The organism is Treponema berlinense (genome assembly GCF_052273165.1).
Lineage (GTDB): Bacteria > Spirochaetota > Spirochaetia > Treponematales > Treponemataceae > Treponema_D > Treponema_D berlinense_A.
Map to the genome: position 1 here is coordinate 146,152 of NZ_DAVZIU010000002.1, position 17,702 is coordinate 163,853.

Consider the following 17,702-nt stretch of genomic DNA (forward strand, 5'->3'; position numbering starts at 1 on the left):
CTTAAAATTTTTATTGGAGTTTCGCCAACAAAGTTGTCGCCGCGCTTTCCGCGGTTCCGGCTTTCGCCTCCATTGCTCCGTTTCACTACGCAACAAGACTGCCGCTACAATCGCTAACTCGATTTCATTGCGATTTTTGTTAGCACAGTCTAATTCGTTCAAATCTGCCTTTATTTTTCTTGTTTAGGAAAATTTTATATGCTAAATTATAAACAGATTGAATCAAACTGTTTTGGCTTTTCAATCGAATTTGGGAAACTTCCCTTAAAAAGAGGTACATTATGGCTTATAAAATTGATCCTTCAGCATGCGTAAACTGCGGAACCTGCGAACCAGACTGTCCAGTTGGAGCAATCAGCGAAAACGACGGTCATCGCGAAATCGATTCTTCTAAATGCGTAAGTTGCGGAACCTGCGCAAGCGTTTGTCCAGCAACAGCAATTTCAGAAGAATAGTTTTACATTCTAAAAATCTGTAAGAATTACTCTTGCAGATTTTTTTTTGTCTGTTTATATTTGTATGTATGTTCAGACAAATTTTAAAAGGCTACAGCCAGATTCTCAATTCAATTTTAAAGGTTCTGGCACTTCTTGCAATTTGCGCACTCGTCGGAATAGCGCTCGTCTATCCTTTATGGTATTTTGCAACTAAACTTCCGCAGACCTACACCCTCTGTGTTACAGCAATCGCTTGCTTTTTATTTTTTATTTGGCTTATTTTAAAAATCCGCTCTGCTGGACTTAAAAATTCCCTAATTTTCTTTACAAAATTCCTGATAATCTCATCTACAGTTTTAGGCTTTGTTTTTCTAGTCTTTGCAGGTAAAAGGCTTTTTACAATCTTTGAAATCATCTTTGCATTTTTTCTTTACGGCTTTGTTTCGTTCATATTTAAGCCTTCGCAAAAAACAAAAGACTTTTCAGAAAATGATTCACTCTGAAAAAATCAAAAAATTCTTTTTCTTACCAGCTCTGCTCTTTTTTTTGACTTTTTATGCTTTTTCAAACGAAGAACAGCTTTCAACTGAGATTTTTGAAATCAATTCAGAAAAACTTCCGTTTATAAAAGTTCCAGACGCTTCAAAAGATTTGATTTTCAGGCAATTTTTAGAAGAAGCAGTCTTTAATTCAAAATATTCAGTTTCCACAAAAACTTCCTCTCAAAACCAAGTTTTTAGTTTTTATAAAATCCTCGTACCTCAAAATATGGATTTTATTTGGCTTTCCTCAAGGCTCAGCCCAGTTTACAAAGACACGCTCGCTACGTTAAACAGATTTTCTTCGGCAGATTCAAGAATTTCTGGAAAAATAATCCTCGCTTCCACCTTTAACGGAATTTTTATTCCAGAAAATCCCGATTCAGCCTGGGAACAGCTTCTTTTCAAAAAATATATGACTGAAGAAAAAATCAAAACCGCAAAAATTTTTAAAATTGACGAAAAAATTTTCTATTTTTTTAAAAATGAAAGGTTCGATCCGACAACAGCGCTTTTTTTTCTTGATACAAAACTTGTAAGTCCGCTTTCAACAAATGTTTTAACAAGCAGTTTCGGTTACCGAGTAAGCCCGATTTCTGGAAAATGGAAATTTCATTCGGGAATAGATCTGGCAGCACCATTAAAAAGTAGCGTTTTTGCCTGCTGCAGCGGAGAAGTCAGTCAGAGCGGATTTAACTCAACTTATGGAAACTTCGTTATTTTGCAACATTACAACAATTTAACAAGCGTATATGCTCATCTTTCCGAAATTCTTGTAAAAAAAGGTCAAAAAGTCAAAACCGGCGAACTCATAGCAAAATCAGGATCGAGCGGCGCAAGCACAGGCCCCCATCTTCATTTTGAACTTAGAAAAGACGGAAGTCCGACAGATCCCGGAAAAATCATCAATTTTAACTAAAAATTTATAATATCTCCATTTTTTAGATTTTTTTTAGATTTTTTATTTTTTTTGCATTATGTTTTATATACATAAAAAATAGTATACTGTAAAATATTTATAGTTATAAAATAAATGTTATTTTTTTTACTTTTGGAAAGATTTATGAAAAACTGTAAAAAGCCATGCAAAATAATTCTATTTTCTCTGTTGCTGATTACGGCAAATTTTTTTGCGCTTTATGCGGAAAATTTTCGCGTTGCAAAAACACATGTAATCTCAATTCCGCAGAATTACAGCGAAGTTTCTGCAAGCCTTGGAATTTTTGACGCGCTTGCAATAAAACTTCCAAAAGACAAAACCTTTGTTACAGGACTTGAACTTACAATGAAAGTTCCTCAAATAATGACAACGTGGCGGGACAGCGTTGCATATAGCTTTTATGACGGAATTTCTCCGCTTCCAACAGAAAAGATCATAGATTATGCAGGAAGCAGGACAAGCATATCGACAATTCCTGGAAAAATCGTCAATACGATTTACATTCCACTAAACGAAAAATTCAACATTAAAAATAATCCTTATGCAAAAATTCTTGAAGAAAAAATTTCTGCGGAAAACGGAATAATTTTTCTGCGCTATATGCTTGCAATGAAGGGCGCTCCCGAAGAACTCGAAAATGCACATATTCAGGTTACGGCAAGACCTGTTTTGAGCAACGAAGGTTATTTCAGTCTTGAAATTTCAAAACCAGAAGAAAAAAACGAAAATTTCAGCATCTACATTGACGACAGTTTTATTCCGTCAGTTCCCAGAAAAATGCTTTTACGAGAAGGCGAACATCACCTTTTCGTAACTGGAGAAACTTTCAGAAACGAAGTCCGCACTTTTATTGTAGAACAGGCAAAACTCACTTCGTTAAAGATTGCTCTTCGTGGAATTGAGCCTGAAGTAAAAATTCTATCGCCAGAAAACGCTTCTATTTATTTTGACGGTGAAGAAATCTCTTCTCCAAAAAAGTCTTTTGCAATTACACAAGGACCTCACACTGTAAGATTTACAATCGGCGACTACGAAATTACAAAAACATTTGATGCAATAAACGGTCGCTCGTACTCTGTAAACCTAAACATTGACGCTTCTGTAACCGAAGAAGAATAAAATTGTTTTAGATTTTCTTATTTTCCTCACAAAAAAATAAAAAACAGTTAAAGATTTTTAAATAAAGTGACGATATATATATTGTCGGGCGTCAATTATCCCCTCCCACCCATTGAGCCCGACTGCCTGATGGGCATGGACCGGCTATCTAACGCCGGTCTTTTTTTATAAATTCAAAGGTAACAAATCCATTACATTGACTAAAGAGCCGTAATTTCTTATTCTATAAGAATATGAAAATTAAAAAGTCAACATACGTGTTTGTCTTCGGCCTTTTTTTCTGCGCCATTTTTTTTGGAGCAGGTCTTGGACTTGCACTGAGCAATACAAAATTTATAAAAGATAATGAACAGTTCACGGAATTTTCAACTTCGCTTCCAACAAAACTTTTAGACATAAATGGAGAACTTATAACTGAACTCGCTTCGGAAGAAAAACGCGAAATAATCAGCATAAGGGATTTGCCACAGTGTATGCTCGATGCCCTTATAACGCGCGAAGACAGACTTTTTTACAGCCACCACGGATATTCAGTAAAAGCTCTCTTTCGTGCAGTTTTCGGAAAACTCACAGGAATGTCGCTTGGAGGCGGTTCAACTTTAACACAGCAGATTGCAGGAACTCTTTTTTGCGACAGAACAGACATGTCTATACGCCGAAAATTAAAGGAATTGTGGTGGGCAATTCAAATGGAAAGGCGCTACACAAAAGACGAAATTCTAGAACTCTATCTGAATAAAATTTATTTTGGTGGTGGAACGTATGGCGTAAGTGCTGCGTCAAAATACTATTTTGGTCACGATGCAACAGAAATTACTCCAGCAGAAGCAGCCATTCTCGTAATTCAACTTTCAAACCCAGCCTTTTACAATCCGTTTGAATATCCAAACCGCGCAATGGATCGTCAGAAAGATGTTTTAAACACAATGGTCAGCGCAGGATATATTTCAAAAGAACAGGCAGATGAAAGTTTTGACGACTATTGGGCAGGTTTTGACTACACAAGAACTGCTACGGCGGCTGTATTCAACCACGACGACAACGCGCCATGGTTTTCGGAATATGTAAGGCGTGAACTTGGAAACCTCATCTACGGAACTGAAGATATTTATTCTTCCGGCTTTACAGTAAACACGACCCTCAACCTAAAAAATCAGGCAGTTGCGCAGGATGTAATGGACAGATATATCCGCTACGCAAACCGCACTTACCAGCGCTCAACTGGAGAACGGACAAACCAAGCTTTTTCTGTTTATACGCCAATGACAGAACTGCTTGCCCTTACATTTAACCTAAACAGCTTAAAAGTAAGCGAACAGCGCAACGAAGCCATTTCAAAGGCAACTTATACAAGCCAGATAAATCCTGTTATGGACGTCATGTCGCTCATGTTTGGAGTCGATTCTCTAAAACTCGGAATCGTAAACAAGGCTAATCAGCAGGCAAAAGTTAAGGTAAGCAAAACTACAATCGAAGGCACGATGATTGCCCTCGAAAACGACACAGGCTACATTACGTCACTTGTTGGAGGAAGCAAATTCGACAGCGAAAACCAATTTATACGTGCCGTACAGGCAAAACTTCAGCCAGGTTCTGCTTTTAAGCCACTTTATTATTCTGCCGCAATCGACAGCAGAAATTTTACTCCTACTTCGATAATTTCAGACACGCCAGTCGTATTCCACACGGCTGACGGAAAACCATATATTCCTCAAAACTTCCGTGGCGAATGGAAGGGCGATGTTGAACTTTGGTATGCGCTCGCCCACTCAATGAACGTTCCTTCGCTCAAAGTTCTTGATGGAATCGGTTTTGAAGCTGGAATCAACCGTTCAATCGAGCTTTTGGGAATTCCTAAAGAAGAAGTTCCATACCGAGGTTTTGTTCCTGGTTATCCGATTGGACTTGGAGTTTGCTCTGTAAGACCGATAGAACTTGCAAGAGCATATTCTGTATTTGCAAGTAGCGGAAAAGAAGTAACTCCAATTGCGATACGTTCGGTAGAAGACAAAAATGGAAACGTTATCTTAAATCCAGAAAAAGAAGTTCGAACCGCATTACAGGCAAAGGGTTCGGCAGCACAGGTGATTTCGCCACAGACAGCTTTTGTCATGACAGAATTGCTACAGAACACCGTACGTTCTGGAACTCTTGCAGGTCCTTCTTCAAACGGAGACAAACTCCGCTACAGAGATTCAAACGGACGCCTATACAAAATTCCTGCCGCAGGAAAAACAGGTACAACCCAAAACTGGGCAGATGCTTGGGCTGTCGGCTTTACGCCATATTACACTTCTGTATTCTGGTTTGGATTCGACAAACCAGGCCAGTCGCTCGGACTTCAGCTCACAGGTTCAACTCTTTCTGGCTATGCCTGGGCCGATTACATGAAAAAAGTCCACAACGGTCTTCCTATGAAAGACTTTTCAAAACCAGCAACTGGCGTAATCGAAGCAACAGTCTGCTCTGTAAGCGGTGGAATTCTCACTCCAGAATGTGGCAACCACAAAGTTACAGCTTGGTATCTTGAAGGAACGCAGCCAACACAAGTCTGCTCGGTTCATTCAACAGCAAATTCAAGCCGAACGATCGGAATTTACCGTCTGGAAAAAGAACTTTACAAGGCAGGCTTTGCAAGCGAACTCATAATTCGCGACAATTCTACTCTTTCATTCAACCTCGACAAGCCACTTCAAAGCGGAGATTTTGGCGTATTTGACACAAAACTCAGTCCAACAGACAGTCAGGAACTTGACGAAAATGGAGCAGCGCCAAATTACAACTATCTCATGGACTAAAAAAAACTACAGAAAGTTTCCGCACAAAAATAACTACATAAAACAAAAAAAATCCGGTCTTAGACAAAATGTCCTAAAACCGGATTTTTTTATTCAAGCTGTTTCAAAAAGTTCTGTCAAAAAATTCTAATTAAATACAACGCGGCAGAACTTTTTCTTTCCCGCGCGAAGCACAAGTTCTCCGTCAGAATCCAAATCTTTTGAAGTTACGCTGTATTTTACGTCAGTAATTACATTTCCGTTAACAGCGGCTCCATTCTGCTGAACAAGGCGGCGTGCATCTCCATTAGACGCAGTAAGTTTTGTCGTAGTAAAAAGATTTAGAAGTCCAAGCCCCTTTTCCAGATCCGCCTTCAAAAGTTCAACTGTCGGCATATGCGACTTGTCTCCTTCTCCGCTAAAAGCAGCCTTTGCACCTGCAAGAGCCTTGTCTGCCTCCTCTTTTCCGTGAATAAGAGAAGTAACTTCGTAAGCAAGACGTTCCTTAGCCTCGTTGATATTGCCTGAACAAATACTGGAAATTTCATCAAGCGAAAGAAATGTAAACAATTTAAAGAATTTTTCAACATCAGGATCAGCAACATTGCGCCAATACTGGAAAAAGTCAAAAACAGGAGTAAGGGCAGGATCGAGGAAGATTGCTCCTTTTTCTGTCTTGCCCATTTTTTTACCGTCAGAACGTGTAATCAATGGGAATGTAAGACCATAAGCCTGATGCTGAGCATTTAGCTCTGTAGTTCCACCAAGTTTACGGCGAATTAAATCAACTCCAGCAGTAATATTTCCCCATTGATCATCGCCACCAATCTGCAAAACAACATTGTGCCGCTGATGCAAACAGTAAAAGTCATAAGCCTGCAAAAGCTGATAGTTAAATTCAATAAAAGAAAGTCCGCGCTCAAGACGCTGCTTATAAGCTTCAAAAGTAAGCATTTTATTTACAGAAAAACAAGAACCAATATCTCGCAAAAAATCAATGTAGTTCAAGTCAGCAAGCCAATTTTTGTTATTTTCGCTGAGAGCTGTTTTTCCATCAAAACCAATAAACCTATCAAGCTGAGCCTTAATGTGCTCAACATTCGAATCAATCTGCTCATAAGAAATCATCTTACGCATTTCTGTTTTTCCAGACGGATCACCGATTCTTGCAGTTCCGCCACCAATAAGAGCAATTCCGTTGTGTCCAGCAGCGCGCAAATGTCTTAAGGCAAAAAAAGGAACCATATGTCCAATATGCAAAGAAGGTCCAGTCGGATCACACCCCACATAAAAAGTAACTGGTCCTTTATCCATCAAATCTGAAAGTCCCTTCTCGTCCGTACACTGAGCAAAAAAACCACGTTCTTTTAAAGTTTCAAGTGCTTTATTCATTTTATATCTCCCAAATTTCAGAAAATTTTATCGGGCGGCTTTTTGCATTCGCAAAAAACGGGTCTTGCGTGGTTTTATTCCAAAATAAATTTTGGAACGGCTTTGCCGCCACTCCAGCCCCTGCCGCGTTAAATCAATCGAAAAAACTAAATTCAATCTTTAAAATTATAAATTTTTCTGAAAAAATCCTGCAAGTTAAGAGGATTTAAATCTCTTTTTTTCATTCTCTCATTTTAATAAAAAAATTATCTCTATTCAATCAGAGCATTTTTTGAGATAATATTCTGTCATGCTAAGTTACATCCACGCTTTTCATGCCGGAAATTACGGCGATATTTTAAAACACGCAGTTTTTGCCTTTACACTCCAACATCTTCTCAAAAAAGAAAAACCATTCTGCGTAATTGACACACATTCTGGCTCAGGAAAATACGCCTTGACCGACGAACGCCTTTTAAAAACTGGCGAAGCCCAGTGTGGAATTCAAAAACTTTTGAAGGCGCCGTATTCCGATTTGGAAAAAATTTTTGGAAAAGATTTTCTTTCAATCCTCGAACTATACGTAAAAAAAGGACTTTATCCTGGAAGCCCGGAAATTGCGCGGACTTTTCTCCGCGAAAAAGACCAATTGATTTTAAACGAACTTCATCCCAAAATTTTTGAAGAACTAAAACTTAACATAAAAAGTCCAGTTTTAACGCAAAATGCAAAAACAAATTCTCCCTCAATCGTCTTAAACCAAAAAGACGCAAAAACTATGCTCAATGCAAATGTTCCCCCAAAAATTAAACGAGGCTGCGTAATAATCGATCCAAGCTACGAAGACGCAAATGATTATGAACAGACGGCTCAAATGTTTGTTTCGGCTTACAAAAAATGGTCAACAGGAACTTATTTAATCTGGTATCCTCTTCTTTCTCATCGCCAGCACGAAATTGAATACCTAAAGCAAACCGTAATCGCCACCGTCGAAAAAACAAACAATACGGAAGACAAAAAGGCTCTCTTTTACGAAATCAATATCAAAAAAGAAGAAGAAATGACAGGTCTTGCAAAAATGTACGGAAGCGGAATGCTCGCCGTAAATCCGCCTTATGGAATAAACGAAAAAATAGCAGAAGCAATTCCTCTCATCGAAAAAGCTCTTCGATAATTTTGACAAAACAAAAACCTCAAAAAATAAGGATTTTGAAAAATTCCTGTTAAAAAACTGCAACTTTTCAAATAAATTTTCCTGAATCTGTCAGCTTTTCTTGGATTTAAAAAGAATTGTTTGACGGCACTAAAATTCGGCTTTAGACTGAATATGTACGAAGCAGTTCTAAAAAATCGACATTTGTAATTTTTTAGAGGCTTTAAAATTTTTACACTGCAAGTTACAAAAAGGAGGTTTTTTGTGAAAAAAGCATTAGTAACAGTTTCGGCACTCGTGATGACTGCCGCAGGATTTATGGGCTGCCAGAAGAGCGGAAATTCTTCTGTGGTATTAAACAAAGACAAACCGCTTGTATTCTTTAACAGACAGCCATCGGACCCGACAACAGGCCAGATTGAAAAAGATACTATGAACTGGAACAGCAAAACTTATTACGTTGGATTCGACGCAGCAGGTGGCGGTGCAGTTCAGGGAAAACTTATCACAGACTGGCTTGCAAAACAGGACGCTTCTAAAATTGACCGCAATGGAGACGGAACAATCGGATACGTTCTTTGCGTAGGTGACGTAGGACACAACGACTCTAAAGCAAGAACTGAAGGAATCCGAAAGGCGCTTGGAACATGGAACGGAACAACAGATCCGACAGATTCAAAAATCGGTTCTGTAAAAATTGGCGGAAAAACACTCAAAGTAGTAGAACTTGAAGGAAAAGCTATGACTGGAACTGACGGTTCAACCTGGAATGCAAATGCCGCTACAGATGCAATGGGCGGATGGGCAACAAAATACGGCACACAGCTTGATATGGTTGTTTCAAACAACGATGGAATGGCAATGGGCTGTCTCCAGGCTTCTAACTACCCTGCAGGAGTTCCAATTTTTGGATACGATGCAAACGCAGATGCAATCGAAGCAATCGGTTCTGGAAAACTTACAGGAACAGTTTCTCAGAACGTAGATGCACAGGCTACAGCAACATTGCAGGTTATCAGAAACCTTCTCGACGGTCTTGAAGGCGAAGATGTTTATAAGAAAGGTATTTTTGAAGCAGACAGCAACGGAAATAAAATTTCAGCAGAAATCACTTATATTCCAGAAACAAAGGCTGTGCTCGCTTTGAACGCAGGCGTTAATTCTGACAACTGGAAACAGTACACAGCAGGAAACAGAGACAAAGGAATTAAACAGACAAATGCTGCAAAGAAAAAGGTTCTCCTTACAATCTATAATGCGGCAGACAACTTCCTGTCTTCTTCTTACCTTCCTGCATTAAACTACTATGCTCCACTTTTAAACCTTGACCTTACAGTAGTTCAGGGTGACGGTCAGAACGAAGCTTCTTGTCTTGATAAGTTTACAAACCTCAACAGTTTTGATGCTTATGCAATCAACATGGTAAAAACAAACTCAGGACGAGACTATACGGATAAACTTAAATACTAATTATTAAAAGTTTGCCAAGAAACTGTCCAAAAAGTTCTATAATAAAAAAGTGGCGTTTGAATCTGTCAAAAATCAATTTTGTTGTTTTGACAAAGTTCAAAGCTTCATATAAAACAAAAGCGGACAGTTTCTTTTTAAAGTCTCGTTTTTTACGAGCAGTTTTTCAAATTCCTTTTTAGGGAGACATCTAAATGAATGATAATCTGCTTGAAATTAAAAATCTTTCAAAATCATTTGGAAAAAATAAGGTTCTTAGCGGAATCAACATTACGCTCAAAAAAGGCTCAGTTTTAGGTCTTATGGGCGAAAATGGCGCTGGAAAATCTACAATGATGAAGTGCCTTTTTGGCATATACGAACAGGACGAAGGTCAGTTTTTTTTAGACGGAAAACCTATCGATTTTAAGAGTCCAAAAGAAGCTCTCGAAAATGGAGTTTCGATGGTTCATCAGGAATTAAATCAGTGTCTTGACAGAACTGTAATGGACAATCTCTTTTTAGGAAGGTATCCAAAAAAATTCGGCGTAGTAGATGAAAAACGGATGTTCCGGGAGTCAAGCCGTCTTTTCAGTTCTTTAAAAATGAACGTAAACCCGAATGTAATAATGAGAACAATGTCTGTTTCTCAGCGACAGATGGTAGAAATTGCAAAAGCTGTGTCTTACAATGCAAAAGTCATCGTTCTTGACGAACCTACATCTTCGCTGACAGAACCAGAAATAAATAAATTATTTGCAATCGTCCGCGACTTAAGGGCAAAAGGCGTTTCTTTTGTTTATATTTCGCACAAAATGGACGAAATTTTCCAGATTTGTGATGAAGTTTCAGTCTTGCGCGACGGAAATATGGTTTATCAAAAAACAACGCTCGACGCAAAGATGGACGAACTGATATCTGCGATGGTCGGCCGTTCGCTGGACAAACGTTTTCCAGACGTAGACAATACTCCAGGAGAAGATTATCTGGAAATTAAAAATCTTTCGACAAAATATTCACCGCAACTCGAAGATATTTCGTTTACGGTAAAAAAAGGCGAGATTTTTGGTCTTTACGGACTTGTCGGCGCAGGAAGAAGCGAACTTTTGGAATCAATCTTTGGTGTAAGAACAATTTCAAAAGGAGAAATCATTCTGAACGGTCGCTCTGTTCGTTTTTCGAGCCCAAAAGATGCAATGGCCTATAATTTTGCAATGGTTACAGAAGAACGAAAACTCAATGGAATGTTCGGAAAAGACACAATAGAATTTAACACCTGCATAACAAACCTTGAACAGTACAAAAAATTCGGAATTCTGTCGTCAAGAAAGATGCGCGATGCTGCAAACCGAGAAATAAAAAAAATGCACACAAAATGCGTTTCAGCAGACGAACTCATTACTTCTCTTTCTGGTGGAAACCAGCAAAAAGTAATCATCGGAAAATGGCTTGAACGAGAACCAGATATTCTTCTGCTTGACGAGCCAACTCGTGGTATTGACGTTGGAGCAAAATACGAAATTTACCAGTTGATAATCCAGATGGCAAAAGAAGGAAAGACAATTATTGTAGTTTCCAGCGAAATGCCTGAGATTTTAGGAATTACAAACAGAATTGCTGTAATGTCAAACCACAGGCTTGCAGGAATCGTAAAAACAAACGAAACGGATCAGGAAGCACTTTTAAGACTTTCGGATAAATACCTATAAAAAAGCGTTAGCGCTGGTAGGAGTAAGCCGAAGGCTTATTGCGAAGTGGAGAATAGCGAAACGAAGCAATGGAGCGAAAGCGGAACTCCGAACATAGCGACCCGAACGAAAGAGAGGGGAACGCCCGACTAAAAGATTTTTAAGGGAGAAAATTATGGCAGAATTTGTTACACTTCAAGAAAATCCAAAAATTAAAGAATATCAGGAAAAACTCCACGGCTTGCGCTCAGACGGTGTAAATAAAATTACAGAAGTAAAGCAGTCTATTGCGAAAGTCAAAAAAAATCCGATGATTGAATACGACAAAAAACCTCAAATTTTGGCTGACTACAAAAAACAGCTTGAAGAGGCTAAATCTGTCGCAAAGAAAAACGAAGCACAGGACAAACTTCTTACAAAAGAAGCTGTTGCCTATGCGAATTTGGCTGCAAAAGACTACATAAAAAACATAAATGCAACCGAAAACGAAAAAATAAAAACTGAAAAAGCAAATTTTGTTCAGGAAATTCGAAAAATAAAAGCGGAAGGAAAAACCCGAATTGAAAACGCAAAGACGCCGTCAGAAAAGGAAACCGCACGCTACGAACTCAAAACTTCGCTTTTTGACGAAAAAAACAGAAGCCAGACGATAATTGAGCGTTGTCGAGATGCAAAAAAACAGGCTTTTACGGATCATGTCACAATTAACCGTGGACTTCGCAACGAAAAATCAAATTTTATTGAAGATGCTCAGCTCGGCTTTATTAACTACAAAAACAGTTTTAAGCTTTCAAAATTCTTTTTGGACAACGGACTTTACATTGCAATTGCAATTTTCTTTGTTGTCTGCATTATAATCGCCCCTGCAATCGGAGCTGGAAACCTTTTGACTTTGCCAAATATCTTTACAATTCTTGAGCAGTCATCGACAAGAATGTTCTACGCCCTCGGAGTTGCTGGTTTGATTTTGCTCGCTGGAACTGATTTGAGCGTCGGACGAATGGTTGCTATGGGGTCTGTTGTGACTGGACTTATTCTGCATCCTGGCACGAACATTGTAAAATTCTTTAATATGGGGCCCTGGAACTTTACAGCGCTTCCAATGGGAGTTCGCCTTATTTTTGCTCTATTGCTTTCTATTCTGCTTTGTACGGCATTCTGTGCATTTGCAGGCATATTTACGGCAAAACTAAAGATTCATCCGTTTATTTCTACTCTAGCCTCTCAGCTTATAATTTACGGACTTTTATTCTTCGGAACAACTGGAACTCCGGTCGGTTCAATCGACGCTTCTGTAAAAGATTTAATCGGTGGTCGTTGGGTTTTGGGAATTATAAACGGTGAACTTGTTACATTCCCTAAACTGATTATTCCTGCAATAATTGCAATTATAGTAGCCTGGTTTATATGGAACAAAACAACTTTTGGAAAAAACATGTACGCAGTAGGCGGAAACTCGGAAGCTGCAAGCGTTTCTGGAATTTCGGTTTTCTGGGTTACGATGGGCGTATTCATTATGGCAGGAATTTTCTACGGCTGCGGAGCATTTTTGGAAGCATTCCGTGCAAACGCAAGTGCAGGAACTGGTCAGGGATACGAAATGGATGCGATTGCAGCCTGCGTAGTCGGTGGAATTTCGTTTAACGGCGGTATAGGAAAAATTGGAGGAGCCGCAATCGGTGTTGTAATCTTTACAAGTCTTACCTACTGCCTTACCTTCCTTCATATCGATACAAACCTTCAGTTTGTATTTAAAGGATTGATTATTATTGCAGCAGTTGCACTTGATTCAATCAAATACCTGAAGAGAAAGTAATCGAAACTAACGAAATTTTGTAAACTTTTATAAATAAAAAATGAAAAGCGGTCTGATCGAAATATCAGACCGCTTTTTCGTTTTTAAATTTTCTTCTGAAAAACTGATTCTTTAAGTTCAAATTACTTAAAAAAAAGCTCTTTTCCGTCAGAAGAAACATTTATCACGCTACCTTCGCCAAACTTACCTTCGAGCAGTTCTTTTGAAAGAGGGTTTTCAACCCAGGTCTGCACGGCTCTTTTTATTGGACGGGCACCAAAGGATGGATCATAACCTTTTTCTGCAATAAAGTTCACAGCAGAATCATCAAACTTAATCGAAATTCTTCTGTCTTCAAGGCGTTTTGTAACTCTTTCAAGCTGAATTTTTACGATATCGCCAATACAACTTCTGTCAAGACGGTTAAACATTACGATTTCATCAATACGGTTCAAAAATTCTGGTCTAAAGGTTGATTTTAACAGTGAATCAATTTCGCCTTTCAGTTTTGAACTGTCCGTTTCGTTATTTTCTCCAGCCTCAAGAATCAAATTACTTCCAAGGTTTGAAGTCATAATGATTATCGTATTTTTAAAATCTACTACGCGTCCCTGTCCATCTGTAAGTCGTCCATCATCAAGAACCTGAAGAAGAACGTTGAATACATCTGGATGAGCTTTTTCGACTTCATCGAACAAAATTACGCTATACGGTCGGCGACGAACTGCTTCTGTCAACTGTCCGCCTTCGTCGTAACCTACATATCCTGGAGGTGCACCGATAAGACGGCTCACACTAAATTTTTCCATATACTCGGACATATCGATTCGGGTAAGGGCTTTTTCATCGTTGAACAAAAAATCAGCCAAAGTTTTTGCAAGTTCAGTCTTACCTACACCAGTCGGACCAATAAACATAAAACTGCCGAGAGGTCTGTTTGGATCGTTAAGACCAGCCTTGTTTCGTCTGATTGCATCGCTTACAACTTTTACCGCTTCGTTCTGACCAATAACGCGTTTATGCAAAACACTTTCGAGCTGAACATATTTTTGTTTTTCGCTCGTCATCATCTTGCTTACAGGAATTCCTGTCCAAACGCTTACAACTGAGGCAATATCTTCTTCTGTAACTTCCTGACGCAAAAGCGACTCATCAGCAGAATTCACTCTTTTTTCGTCCGCAGCCTGACTTTCTGCCAGTTGTTTTTGCAAATCAGGAATTATCGAATATTTGTATTCAGCAGCCTTTGCAAGATTTCCTTCGCGTGTAAACTTTTCCTCTTCAAACCGGGCATTTTCCAGTTTTTCTTTAAGGTTGCGCGATTTATCAATCTGAGCTTTTTCGTTCTGCCATTCCAGTTTCATTGAATCGCGTTTGTTCGTAACGTCCGCAAGTTCCTTTTCAAGTTTTTCAAGACGCTCAAGACTCGCCTTATCATCTTCCTTTGAAAGCGACTGTTTTTCAATCTGTAACTGCAAAATTTTTCGCTCAAGCTGATCAAGAGCCGTCGGTTCACTTTCTATTTCCATTTTTAAACGGCTTGCAGCCTCATCAACAAGGTCGATTGCCTTGTCTGGCAAAAATCTGTTTGTTATATAACGGTTGGAAAGTTCTGCAGCAGCAACAAGAGCTTCATCGTTGATTTTAACACCATGATGAATTTCATACTTATCTCTCAAACCACGCAAAATCGCAATTGTATCTTCAACTGTCGGCTCAGCGCAATAAACCTGCTGAAACCTTCTTTCAAGCGCGCTATCTTTTTCAATGTACTTGCGATACTCGTTCAAAGTAGTAGCACCAATTACATGAAGTTCTCCGCGAGCAAGTGCTGGTTTTAGAAGATTAGAAGCGTCCATACTTCCTTCGCTCGCACCAGCACCAACAATAGTGTGAAGTTCATCGATAAACATAATTATCTGGCCTTCACTCTTTGAAACTTCCGTAATTACAGCCTTAAGTCTTTCTTCAAACTCACCGCGGAATTTTGCACCAGCAACCAGGCTTCCCATATCAAGGCTTAAAAGCCTTTTGTTTTTCAAACTTTCAGGAACATCGCCACTAGCAATACGGCGCGCAAGCCCTTCGACGATTGCAGTTTTTCCGACACCAGGTTCACCAATCAGAACAGGATTATTCTTAGTCCGGCGTATCAAAACCTGCATTACACGACGAATTTCTTCATCTCGCCCAATAACTGGATCAATTTTGTCCTGTCTGGCACGAGCCGTTAAATCCGTACAGTATTTTTCAAGCGACTGCATTTTGCTTTCCGGGTCTTGGCTATCAACTGTCTGATTTCCACGAACCGACTTTAAACTCTCAAGAATCGCTTCCCTCGTAACTCCGTATTTCCGCAAAAGTTCCCCAGTCCGGTCTTCACTTTCGCTCATAGCAAGCAAAATATGCTCAACCGAAAGATACTGATCCTTAAGAGAAGTCATTTCCTTTTCAGCCTTCGCAAGCACTTTCTGCGCCGAAGAGGAAAGACCAATCTGAACATTTCCAGTAACCTTCGGATACGAAGCCAAAAGATTTTTTGCCGCACTGTCCAAATCTCTAGCACTAACCCCGATTCTTTCGACAATCGGTTTAACAAGCCCATCTTTTTGTTCAAGAAGTGCAATCAAAAGATGTTCAAGTCCTATTTCCGCATGGTCATTTTGCTGAGCAAGAGCACTGGCTTCCTGGAGAGCGTCCTGTGCTTTTAACGTAAACTGATCAAAATTCATTTTTCGCCTCCAAAATTTTTTATTTACATCTCTAAAATTTTTTAAGAGAATTTTTTGTTCTTATAATTTCAAAATACTCATAAAATAAAAAAAAGGCAAAAAAAAAGCAGCACAATTGCTGCAAAAAAAATCATTTTTTGTTCCTAAAAGACATATTCCAGAATTTCCAGCAACTCCAGGACTCATATCCGGGCTATAAGCCCGGTCGTGCGCTTTTAGTCTTCCGCTGAATCAACCGAACCAAAGTCGCAGATTACGTCGAATATAGTTGCGTGCTCCAAAAGCTCAAGATTCTTTCTGATTTTTTTAAAAATTTTTATTTCTCCAAAGCCTGTTCCGCCACTGCATATTTCGATTAAATCCCTTTCGCCTTCCAAAAGTTCATAATTTTTTATGAGCATTTGCGAAGTCCTGCAGTAAACATCAACATCGATTACATATTTTTTCCAATGAACGCTTACGCTCCAGTGCAGTTTTTCGCCATCGGCATCTACTGGCATTTGAGAACAGGAATGAATTTCAGAGTACTTGTTAAAAATTCCTTTTCCATCCAGAGAAATTTTTCGTCCTTCGAGTTCGACAAAGGCGTTCATTTTTTTTTCAAATTCGCCTTCAATACAAAAGCAGGATTTTCCCAAATTTTTTCCAGAAATTGAACTCGTAAAATTTGTCGATGAAAGATGAAAATAATTTTCAATCGGCTTTTCGCCCCAAGATTTAGAAATATAGCCGGCAGAACTTCTAGGAACAACTGTGTATTCCGTTCCGTTTAATTCAACAATTCCAGCGAATACTGTTTTTGCGCCAAGCGGAATCCATAAATCGTTTTTCTTTTTATACAAAGGACCTGATTCAATAGTTTTTTCAAAGTGCAGGTTCCATTTCATCGTTCCCATCGAACACAAAAGTTCTGGCGTTTCGGACAAATTTTCTTCCGTAACTTCGATATTGCCAGAAATCAAGTCTTTTCCAAAAATACAATTCTCCAATTTAAAAGACTGATCAGCTTTTATATAACTAAGTTTTTCCGCTGGATAAAAACAGTTGAACTGTCTGCCGTTTTCTCCATAAAATCCAGCTTTCAAAAGAGCATAACTTGGAATAAAATTTTCTTCTTCGTTAGCTTTACTTGCGGCAAAAGTCCCTGCAAGCGCATACTGTAAATCAGAATCAGAAATTTTTAATTGGGATTTTTGTGCTATTATCGCTTTTTTGGGCGAAATCAACGGATTTACATAATACAATTCAACAAAAAAGGTCTTTTGCGCTCCTGTTGCCCTGTTGATTCCTGTAAAAACATAACGCCACCATTCAAAACCTTTACGGCGCAGTTTTCCTTTCAGTAAATAATTATCAAAACGATTGTACTTTTTTGATGCCGCCATTGCACCCGCCTTGCCAAAAAAGAATTTTTTCTCTTCTTTTATATAAATTAAATTTCGGCAAAAACGGATTATTGATTTAGATTTATTTAAAGATTTTATTCAAAGTTTTATCAAAATCTTCCTTTTCCTGAGGAAAATTATCATCAAGATATTCAAAACAATTTACGGCAGCATTTTGAACATGTTCATACCAAATTTTATATAATTCAGGTTCAAAATTCTCACTTGGATACGGCGCTCCCTGAATATCTGATACGAGTTGTCTTAACATTTTTATACAAGTTTCATATTTATGATTCATTATAAATCTCCCGTATAGT

General features: G+C 38.7%; 13 protein-coding genes. 9 read left to right on the forward strand and 4 right to left on the reverse strand.

Going from position 1 to position 17,702, the window contains the following annotated elements:
* The first annotated feature begins 281 nt into the window (after window positions 1-281).
* The 5 genes from ACT6XC_RS01855 to ACT6XC_RS01875 all read left to right on the forward strand — a co-directional run bounded on the left by ACT6XC_RS01855 (window position 282) and on the right by ACT6XC_RS01875 (window position 5,833).
* Window positions 282-455 (forward strand): 4Fe-4S binding protein, encoded by a 174-nt coding sequence (locus ACT6XC_RS01855; RefSeq protein ID WP_078929727.1) that lies wholly within the window; start codon window positions 282-284, stop codon window positions 453-455.
* Window positions 456-523: 68 nt separating this feature from the next.
* Complete coding sequence (locus ACT6XC_RS01860; protein WP_443740599.1) at window positions 524-940, forward strand: hypothetical protein; 417 nt, start codon at window positions 524-526, stop codon at window positions 938-940.
* Window positions 927-1,895: a M23 family metallopeptidase gene (locus ACT6XC_RS01865; RefSeq protein WP_443740600.1), complete on the forward strand. Its 969-nt coding sequence runs from the start codon at window positions 927-929 to the stop codon at window positions 1,893-1,895. Before ACT6XC_RS01860 ends, ACT6XC_RS01865 begins: the two co-directional genes overlap by 14 nt.
* Before the next feature lie 144 nt (window positions 1,896-2,039).
* Window positions 2,040-3,035 carry a hypothetical protein gene (locus tag ACT6XC_RS01870; RefSeq protein WP_443740601.1) on the forward strand — a complete coding sequence of 332 codons (996 nt, stop codon included), beginning with the start codon at window positions 2,040-2,042 and terminating at the stop codon, window positions 3,033-3,035.
* Between the two features lie 233 nt (window positions 3,036-3,268).
* Window positions 3,269-5,833, forward strand: a complete 2,565-nt coding sequence (locus tag ACT6XC_RS01875; RefSeq protein WP_443740602.1) for a penicillin-binding protein 1A — start codon at window positions 3,269-3,271, stop codon at window positions 5,831-5,833.
* A gap of 126 nt (window positions 5,834-5,959) precedes the next feature.
* Here the strand turns inward: ACT6XC_RS01875 and tyrS are convergent, their stop codons facing one another.
* On the reverse strand, window positions 5,960-7,204 hold the full coding sequence (gene tyrS / locus ACT6XC_RS01880) for a tyrosine--tRNA ligase (RefSeq protein ID WP_443737201.1): 1,245 nt from the start codon (window positions 7,202-7,204) through the stop codon (window positions 5,960-5,962).
* A 289-nt stretch (window positions 7,205-7,493) separates the two neighbouring features.
* Here tyrS and rlmJ point away from each other — a divergent pair, with 289 nt between their 5' ends.
* From rlmJ to ACT6XC_RS01900, 4 genes are all read left to right on the forward strand, one after another.
* On the forward strand, window positions 7,494-8,357 hold the full coding sequence (gene rlmJ / locus ACT6XC_RS01885; RefSeq protein ID WP_443740603.1) for a 23S rRNA (adenine(2030)-N(6))-methyltransferase RlmJ: 864 nt from the start codon (window positions 7,494-7,496) through the stop codon (window positions 8,355-8,357).
* A gap of 279 nt (window positions 8,358-8,636) precedes the next feature.
* Entirely contained in the window at window positions 8,637-9,806 is a 1,170-nt protein-coding gene (locus ACT6XC_RS01890) for a substrate-binding domain-containing protein (RefSeq protein WP_443737244.1), read from the forward strand.
* Window positions 9,807-9,997: 191 nt separating this feature from the next.
* Entirely contained in the window at window positions 9,998-11,491 is a 1,494-nt protein-coding gene (locus ACT6XC_RS01895; RefSeq protein ID WP_443737203.1) for a sugar ABC transporter ATP-binding protein, read from the forward strand.
* A 154-nt stretch (window positions 11,492-11,645) separates the two neighbouring features.
* Window positions 11,646-13,286, forward strand: coding sequence for an ABC transporter permease subunit (locus ACT6XC_RS01900; protein ID WP_443737204.1), 1,641 nt, complete (start codon window positions 11,646-11,648; stop codon window positions 13,284-13,286).
* A 122-nt stretch (window positions 13,287-13,408) separates the two neighbouring features.
* Here ACT6XC_RS01900 and clpB read toward each other — a convergent pair whose 3' ends face one another.
* The 3 genes from clpB to ACT6XC_RS01915 form a co-directional block, all read right to left on the reverse strand.
* Window positions 13,409-15,997: an ATP-dependent chaperone ClpB gene (gene clpB / locus ACT6XC_RS01905; RefSeq protein WP_443740604.1), complete on the reverse strand. Its 2,589-nt coding sequence runs from the start codon at window positions 15,995-15,997 to the stop codon at window positions 13,409-13,411.
* A 215-nt stretch (window positions 15,998-16,212) separates the two neighbouring features.
* Window positions 16,213-17,382 (reverse strand): hypothetical protein, encoded by a 1,170-nt coding sequence (locus ACT6XC_RS01910; RefSeq protein WP_443740605.1) that lies wholly within the window; start codon window positions 17,380-17,382, stop codon window positions 16,213-16,215.
* A gap of 82 nt (window positions 17,383-17,464) precedes the next feature.
* On the reverse strand, window positions 17,465-17,683 hold the full coding sequence (locus ACT6XC_RS01915; protein ID WP_078929716.1) for a hypothetical protein: 219 nt from the start codon (window positions 17,681-17,683) through the stop codon (window positions 17,465-17,467).
* Between the last annotated feature and the right edge of the window lie 19 nt (window positions 17,684-17,702).

Coding starts and splice junctions, on each gene's coding strand:
- ACT6XC_RS01875 (WP_443740602.1), top strand. CDS start 3,269: ATGAAAATTAAAAAGTCAACATACGTGTTTGTCTTCGGCCTTTTTTTC.
- clpB (WP_443740604.1), bottom strand. CDS start 15,997: ATGAATTTTGATCAGTTTACGTTAAAAGCACAGGACGCTCTCCAGGAA.
- ACT6XC_RS01870 (WP_443740601.1), top strand. CDS start 2,040: ATGAAAAACTGTAAAAAGCCATGCAAAATAATTCTATTTTCTCTGTTG.
- ACT6XC_RS01855 (WP_078929727.1), top strand. CDS start 282: ATGGCTTATAAAATTGATCCTTCAGCATGCGTAAACTGCGGAACCTGC.
- ACT6XC_RS01865 (WP_443740600.1), top strand. CDS start 927: ATGATTCACTCTGAAAAAATCAAAAAATTCTTTTTCTTACCAGCTCTG.
- tyrS (WP_443737201.1), bottom strand. CDS start 7,204: ATGAATAAAGCACTTGAAACTTTAAAAGAACGTGGTTTTTTTGCTCAG.
- ACT6XC_RS01890 (WP_443737244.1), top strand. CDS start 8,637: ATGACTGCCGCAGGATTTATGGGCTGCCAGAAGAGCGGAAATTCTTCT.
- ACT6XC_RS01910 (WP_443740605.1), bottom strand. CDS start 17,382: ATGGCGGCATCAAAAAAGTACAATCGTTTTGATAATTATTTACTGAAA.
- ACT6XC_RS01915 (WP_078929716.1), bottom strand. CDS start 17,683: ATGAATCATAAATATGAAACTTGTATAAAAATGTTAAGACAACTCGTA.
- rlmJ (WP_443740603.1), top strand. CDS start 7,494: ATGCTAAGTTACATCCACGCTTTTCATGCCGGAAATTACGGCGATATT.
- ACT6XC_RS01860 (WP_443740599.1), top strand. CDS start 524: ATGTTCAGACAAATTTTAAAAGGCTACAGCCAGATTCTCAATTCAATT.
- ACT6XC_RS01900 (WP_443737204.1), top strand. CDS start 11,646: ATGGCAGAATTTGTTACACTTCAAGAAAATCCAAAAATTAAAGAATAT.
- ACT6XC_RS01895 (WP_443737203.1), top strand. CDS start 9,998: ATGAATGATAATCTGCTTGAAATTAAAAATCTTTCAAAATCATTTGGA.